A 6,920-nucleotide genomic window follows, 5' to 3' on the forward strand; every position below is an offset into this window, starting at 1 on the left:
AGCTCAAGCAAGCGACCAAAGCCCATATGGAGATGTTGGAAAACACCCCGGAACGAGTGTGCTCCTATTTCGAAGACCCCAGGATCAAGTACGCCGCCTGATCAACACTTAGTTGCCGGGTGAATAGCGCCATTGGCAGCTTAATGACGATGGTATGGTGGTCTGACAGGCATTGCCACCCTGGGTTTCATCAGGAGGCTGACAAAATGTGGCGGAAGGGCATCTTGGTAGCAGGGGGCGATAAGCCAGCCAAGTTTAAGTATAGGAAAGGCCAATGCGGGAATAGCCTGGCATTGGCTGATTAAAGAGGGGCGATGTTGAGAAGGCTTCCAATGTATAGCGCATCAGCCTATTGGCGTTTTGTATTTATTAATGCGGCAATTAGATAGAGAATATGGAAAAAACCAAAAGCTTTTTCTAAACAATGTATTAGGTGCCATGTACCGTAAGCCTATATGCTCTTTCATATTGCCGGATTAATACGTGGCCCTATTCAGTCTGCTTTTGCTTCATCGTTGTAACGTTCTGCCAGACCAAATGTCTTTTGGAAAAAGCGAACCGCTTTGGCACGAGCAATGAAGGCATAAACGGGGTTCGGAACCATTTCTACTTGGCCGCCTCTGTCCTTTTGTGAAAAGGGGTCGGTGACGGTGACGGTGACGGTGACGGTGATGGCAGGTTGCAATCTGTCCCAGGCGTGGGTTGCATTTCTGTACCTCTTCGGTGAAATAGAGGTTTGGTCCGTTGAGGTTAACGATTGGACGAGGGGAGGGCAGATGTCAGGATCATCATAGGCATCGAGCTCCCCGGCTTGAATCAGCACCGGCGAACCCGTAAATGAGCGGAATTCGTAGCCTGGTACACGGTTATATGCCCAGCACACCGGATAATGTGCGACATGACCGGCGAATTTCAGCTTCCCATCCATGTAGCGAGATGTGTAGGGCTGGGTTGCCGTCAGCATGGTCACTACATCGCCCCACGAAAAACCCATGATGCCAATACGAGTGGCGTCGATATGCTGTTGCTCGGCGAGGAATTTGAGCGCGCCATAAGCATCGGGTAGGGTTTCTGAGACGCCGGCCGGGCGGCCGCTGACGCCACCCAACCACGCGCTGCCCACAAGTCGATTTCCAAGGTGGCTATGCCGCTTTGATTGAGCGCTTCGGCATAAAATCCACCTCAAGTGTCCACACCGCCGGAGGCATGGACAATTACGACAGCTGGCACTTTATCTTTGGTGCCCGCGGGTACCCGTAATTGGCCCGATACGGTAAGCGGTTTTACCGGGTCGAGAGAGCGAAAGCTGACGTACGAAATGATAGGCAGGTTACGTTCAATAATCTCGGCCTGGGCCGTCGTGGTAAGGATGTTCGCGGCGAGAAATAGGGTAAGGCGCGTGGTGGTTTGCATGGTAATCCTCTAAGAGCCTGTCTAAAGTCTCGCGAGCTAAGGCAAGATAAGGCGAAAACAGCTGAGGAAGCGGAGTTTACAAGTGGTAAATGAGCATTCCAGGGTGTTTTCAACGCCATATTGCCGACGCGCAGCAGACTTTAGACAGGTTCTAAAACCATATAGGTTTTAATTGTGGGCGATGCCATGGAAGTATCACGATTAGAAATACAGGGTGTCCTGGATGGTTGTATTACTGCTGGGTTGATTCGTCAGCTGCAGAATAGTTTCTCGCGAGAAAAAGTTGATGCTGCCCAAGGCACGTCCCAGGTCGCTGAAGTACCCATCTTGTACCGTCAGTGCTTTGAGTTGCAGGCGATAAAGGTTCTGCAAGATTGGGTCGCTGCTGTTTGAGTCGAACCATTCCACTGTAATCAGTGGAGTTAGCGCGGGGCGATTGGCATGAATTGCCCAGATTTTTGATGCGGAAGCAATCCATATGAGATTACGTAGCTTGTAGTTGGTGTCAGCGGTTGAAAAACTACTGTCTGCTCCTTTGCCACCACTTTGCTCGACAATATCGGCATCATTAGGGTATTCCTTGGCATGGAACACGATACCGAAATCGGTGAAGCCATCATGTTCGAACGAGAAAATATGACCATGGAACAGGTCGTTTTTCGATAACTGGAATGCATAGCCTTGGTTGCGTAAGCCGGTGATAGCGGTACTAAACAGGTTTTTGAAATAAAGCTGCATTTGCGCATCTTTAAACTGCCAAGGGGAATTGCCGCCACCACTTCCCCAGTTTTTTACAGGTAATGGCACATTGATGGATTGGCGGCCCTGGTTGTTTTGCCAACTGGCTTGCAAGCTGAGTAGAAAGTCACGGGAGGACTGCTGATTTGGTAAGGCGAGCTGTGCGGTGATTACTCTGGCGTCACTGCCACCATCTGCACGTATCAAATTCATCAACAGACTGCGCGCTACCATGGGGCGGTCTGTCATCGTGTTGGCATGGGCAGTGTTGAATAAGGCGCAGAAGATGTAGGCAAGCCCGACCAAGCTGCGTGAAGTGATTCGCATGGGTAAGTTTCAGATTAATTGCGTAATGGAATAATTTTCTGAACTAGCGTTGAAAAAACCGCGATTCAGAAAAACCGTATTCGGATATGAATAAGGCGAATTATCCAGAAACTGCAATGTGTACTGACACTTAAATCATGATGTATGGCAGAAATAAAAGAAGGGCACCTTAAAAGCCACATTTTTGTTGTGATATTGCGCTATATTGCTTCGCAACTTGTATTAAACAAAAATGGTGGCTTCTAATAGTGCCCTTTTTGAAGCGGTGTCGATTAAAGGTTATGAATCCAAACCACGCAAATCACAATAGGTGCAATGACTGCACACAACATGCGGAAAATTGGCAAGATTAGATTTGCGCCTTGTGCACTTAGTTCTTGCTGGATGCGTGGCCAAATGGCCCAGCCTACAAAGAGTGCCGCTAATAAACCACCTGCAGGCATCATGATGTTGGAAGCCAGATAATCCATCAGATCAAATGGAATTTTATCAAAAGCAGTTACGCCGGCCAAAGGACCAAATGACAAAGCTGCAGGTATGCTCAGGCCATAAGCTGCAATTGCAGTGGTGATGGTTGCGGGTTTACGTTGCATGCCAAATTCGTCCATTAGGAATGAAACAATAGGTTCCAAGATGGATACGGACGAAGTCAGCGCAGCAAAAATCAACAGCAGGAAAAAGCTAATGGCAAAAAATTGCCCAGCGGGCATTTGTGCAAATAAAGCGGGCATGGTGATAAAGGTCAAGCTTGGGCCGATAGCAGGGTCGACATGAAACGCAAACACGGCAGGTAGCACCATTAAGCCTGCCAGTAAACTCGCTAGAGTCGCCAATACCGTAATCCATAGGGTAGCACCGACAAGCTTTGTTTCGGGCGCAATATAAGAGCCATAGGCAATAATCATACCGCCACCTACCGATAGCGAGAATAACGCCAAGCCCATTGCTTCAATCACCATTTCGCTGCTGAATTTGGTGAAGTCCGGCGTGATGAAATACAGTACGCCATTGATGGCGCCAGGCAGTGTTAATGAACGAGTGATAAGAACCAGCATCAAGATAAATAATGCGGGCATTAAAATCTTGCTGGCGCGCTCTATTCCTTTTTCAATCCCACCCAATACAATTGCCGCGGTTACTGTAGAAAAAAGCGCCGTATAGATTAAGGCTTGTTGCGGGCTGGCAGTGAATGATTTGAATAATTTACGGAGTGCAGCCGTATCGGTGGTCAATACCTCCCCGGTAATAGAACCCCATAGATAAGCAAATGTCCACCCCCCCACAACCGAATAGAATGCGAGCACAACAAACACGCATAGTACTGAAAGTCGCCCAGCCCATGGCCAAAGCCCGCCTTTAAGATCACGGTAAGCGGTTGTGGCTGATTTTTTAGCGGAATGGCCAATTACCATTTCAGCCAATAGCATCGCAATGCCAATTGTGAATACGCAGGCAAGGTAAACCAGCAGAAATACACCGCCACCGTTTTTCCCTGCGACATACGGAAACTTCCAGATTGCCCCTAAGCCGACGGCAGAGCCTGAAGCTGCCAAAATAAACCCGAGTTTTGAACCCCAATTTGCACGTGAAGACATCGCTTGCTCTTTTAGTAGTAGTACCTAGATTGTGCAGATTCACAGAAGTGGCACAAGTAGAGAAAACACTAGCATTTGCTGGTTCATTGGAGTGCAGTAGTGTGCTGATCGGCCGGTTTCGGCATAGTTTGAATTAACCCGTTACCATTGATTTCCCCGGTTTTGGATGCGGTATACCTATTAGTGGCACTAGCAGCCAGCGTGATGGAGTGGACATGCAGTGTGTGCTCCCAGCTCATATGCGCTTGAAATCCTCATATACCCGACTGCGCTCGGTTTTCTGCGCCGTACTTCCCCCCGCTGGCTATTGTCTTGTAATGACGGGGCGATTAAGGAAAATATCCCCGTGTGGTGCAATGCTTAGCTTAGCGGAGAGTATGTATTTGTTTTCTTGATCTAGGATCATAAGTACGGTGTCACGATAACAGAAAATACAGCCTTGTCTCGCTGGAGGCATTTGCGCTGCGATTTTCGAGATTTTGTGTAGTTAATCCGGACAAGCCGCCGAAAGGCGTGTATTGCCCAGTCTTGCAAGTAGGGGTGGTGATGAGGTTCTGAAAGGTGTCAAGACGGGTGATGGGAGCCGGTATTTTTGGCACTTCATTGACATGCCATGCGCATAAAAATACACTGGATACTGTTGTGTAAGTATATAAATAGGTTACATAGTGTGTAGGGCGTGAACTTATGAACTCTCAAGGAAATAGTTGTAATGCAAGTCATTTATGTAATCATAACTTTTGTTGAATTAATTAATTAATTAATTTATTTATAGATAGAAGGACGTCATGAAACATTTACTCCCTCTTTGGTTGGGCATTACTGCGCTTGGTCAAATGGCTTATTCGGCAGACAACCTGCTGATACGGGTGACGCAGACCAATAATCGTGGTGCGAGCGATTATGAGTTAACCCATGCCCAGACTGGCGAATTTTCCACGACGCCCGATACGGTAAAAGCCAATGCATCGGACATCTACGTCGTGGGGCGTGATAGCAAAGGTAAGGAAATATTCCGCAGCAGGGTGGAAAACCCGGCAGTTTTGCATGCAGAAGCGTTTGATCCAAGCACCGGGCAGATCGAGCAAGTCAAGCCGATTCTGCAACCCCAGACCGCATTCGAAGTTCGGGTTCCATCCTCGGCAAAATTGGATCGCATCGAACTTGTATCGAAGCCTGTTCGCAGTGTGTCGAATACGGGGATGGCTGCTGAAGCGAGTGTAGTTGGCGCATCTACCACCACGAAGTTCAGTCGCAAGCTGATTGATAGCCTGATCAATAAACCACAAGCGATGATGTTGGATGCTGCGCCGGCTACTACCGCAATGCTCCATAACACCGGGTCTTCTGCCAGCCGCTTGGATATTGTATTGATCGGTGATGGCTATACCAATAACGAAATGGGTAAGTGGGCGAATGATGCGAAGAAGGTGGCGGATGGCCTCCTGGCTGATCCGTTGTTTGCGTCCAAGCGGGACCGCATAAATATTCGCCGGGTGGATGTGGTGAGTAATAATTCCGGTGTGACTGAGCTGGATAGGAATATTCGCAAAGACACTGCCCTAGGTGTGGAGGCAGCTTGTGCCGGCCTGGATCGCTTAGTCTGTGCTGACAATACTAAGGTGCTCAATATTGTGGGCGCAGTGACTGCTGCAGATGCGCGTGACTTGATCGTGGTGGTTGCTAATACCACCCGTTATGGTGGTTCTGGCGGTCGAACTGCTGTTTTGACCATGGCCGACAGCGCTATCGAATTGGCTTTGCATGAAATAGGTCATACGCTTTTCCGTTTGGCTGACGAGTATGACTACGGTACCTGTAATAAAGGCAGTGAGCCAAGCGAGGGGAATGCAACCTTGCAGGGGTCCCGTTACGCCGCAAAATGGAGCAACCAGATCCCGGCCAATGTGCAGGTCCCTACGCCGACTAATCGCCTACCCAATGGTACGGTGGGTTTATTCCCTGGCGCCCGTTATTGTGACCAGGGTATGTATCGCCCCACCGAGAATTCGCGTATGCGGACTTTGGGCCAACCTTGGCATATCGTGAATGAACAAATCGCTGCTGCGGTAATCGATAGCTACTACAAGCCGGGTAGCGGTGGCACTGGCACTGGCACTGGCACTGGCACTGGCACTGGCACTGGCACTGGCACTGGCACTGGCACTGGCACTGGCACTGGCACTGGTGGTACTGGCGGCAAGTACGACAGCGGTGCCAAATACAAGCATGGCGATGTTGTCGAAGTAAACGGCAAACGCTACACCCTTACACTGATGGTAAGCAACCAGCCTGGTGGCACTTACTGGATATGGGGTTCGTCCTGCGCCCCAGCCTCCTGCAACGATAGGAGCCCCTTCAGATACGGCGGTTGGCTGAATGTCTATTGGACTGGTACGGATAGCGGGGGCGGTACCACAAGCGGTGGCGGTACTACGGGCGGCGGAGGCACGAAAGCGACAGATACTTTTGAGGAGTCTCGTCAGTATCGGAATGGTGATAAGGCGCTATTCAATGGGCAGAGCTATGCCTTTACGGTAACTCTCGATGGGGCGCAGACAGGAAACTACCCTCTTTACGGTAGTACTTGTGTTCCCACGCGTTGTACATATTATCAACCGTGGGTTAACTCAGATAGGCGCACTTCTGCTTACTGGCAATAAATAATCAACGTAGTTAGTTTCTTGTCCCCTGTGCCTGTACAAGGCCAGGGGATTTGATTTTGTGCGCCCAGCATGGGCGCACTCCTGCGGGTGGAAGTCCCGCCGTAAGTTGATCACAGCGAACGAAGTGAAGCGCAACTGCGTGAGGGCGACCGAGCGTGGGAAGGAAGCGTGGATCGTAAAC

At 49.6% G+C, this 6,920-nt stretch carries 5 protein-coding genes; 1 reads left to right on the top strand and 4 read right to left on the bottom strand.

The window, feature by feature from the left end; translation table 11 throughout:
- Positions 1–493 precede the first annotated feature (493 nt).
- The 4 genes from CSQ89_RS18810 to CSQ89_RS18825 form a co-directional block, all read right to left on the bottom strand.
- A complete protein-coding gene (locus tag CSQ89_RS18810; RefSeq protein WP_099407599.1) occupies positions 494–1,123 on the bottom strand; it encodes a dienelactone hydrolase family protein in 630 nt (209 codons plus the stop codon).
- A 59-nt stretch (positions 1,124–1,182) separates the two neighbouring features.
- Positions 1,183–1,413, bottom strand: coding sequence for a hypothetical protein (locus tag CSQ89_RS18815; protein WP_099407600.1), 231 nt, complete (start codon positions 1,411–1,413; stop codon positions 1,183–1,185).
- 201 nt (positions 1,414–1,614) lie between these two features.
- Complete coding sequence (locus tag CSQ89_RS18820; RefSeq protein WP_099407601.1) at positions 1,615–2,478, bottom strand: hypothetical protein; 864 nt, start codon at positions 2,476–2,478, stop codon at positions 1,615–1,617.
- 272 nt (positions 2,479–2,750) lie between these two features.
- A complete protein-coding gene (locus CSQ89_RS18825) occupies positions 2,751–4,073 on the bottom strand; it encodes a sodium-dependent transporter (RefSeq protein ID WP_099407602.1) in 1,323 nt (440 codons plus the stop codon).
- Positions 4,074–4,861: 788 nt separating this feature from the next.
- Between CSQ89_RS18825 and CSQ89_RS18830 the strand changes: the two genes are divergently transcribed.
- Positions 4,862–6,736, top strand: coding sequence for a M64 family metallopeptidase (locus tag CSQ89_RS18830; RefSeq protein WP_099407603.1), 1,875 nt, complete (start codon positions 4,862–4,864; stop codon positions 6,734–6,736).
- The last annotated feature ends 184 nt before the right edge of the window (positions 6,737–6,920 follow it).

It is taken from the genome of Chitinimonas sp. BJB300 (genome assembly GCF_002735695.1).
Lineage (GTDB): Bacteria > Pseudomonadota > Gammaproteobacteria > Burkholderiales > Chitinimonadaceae > Chitinimonas.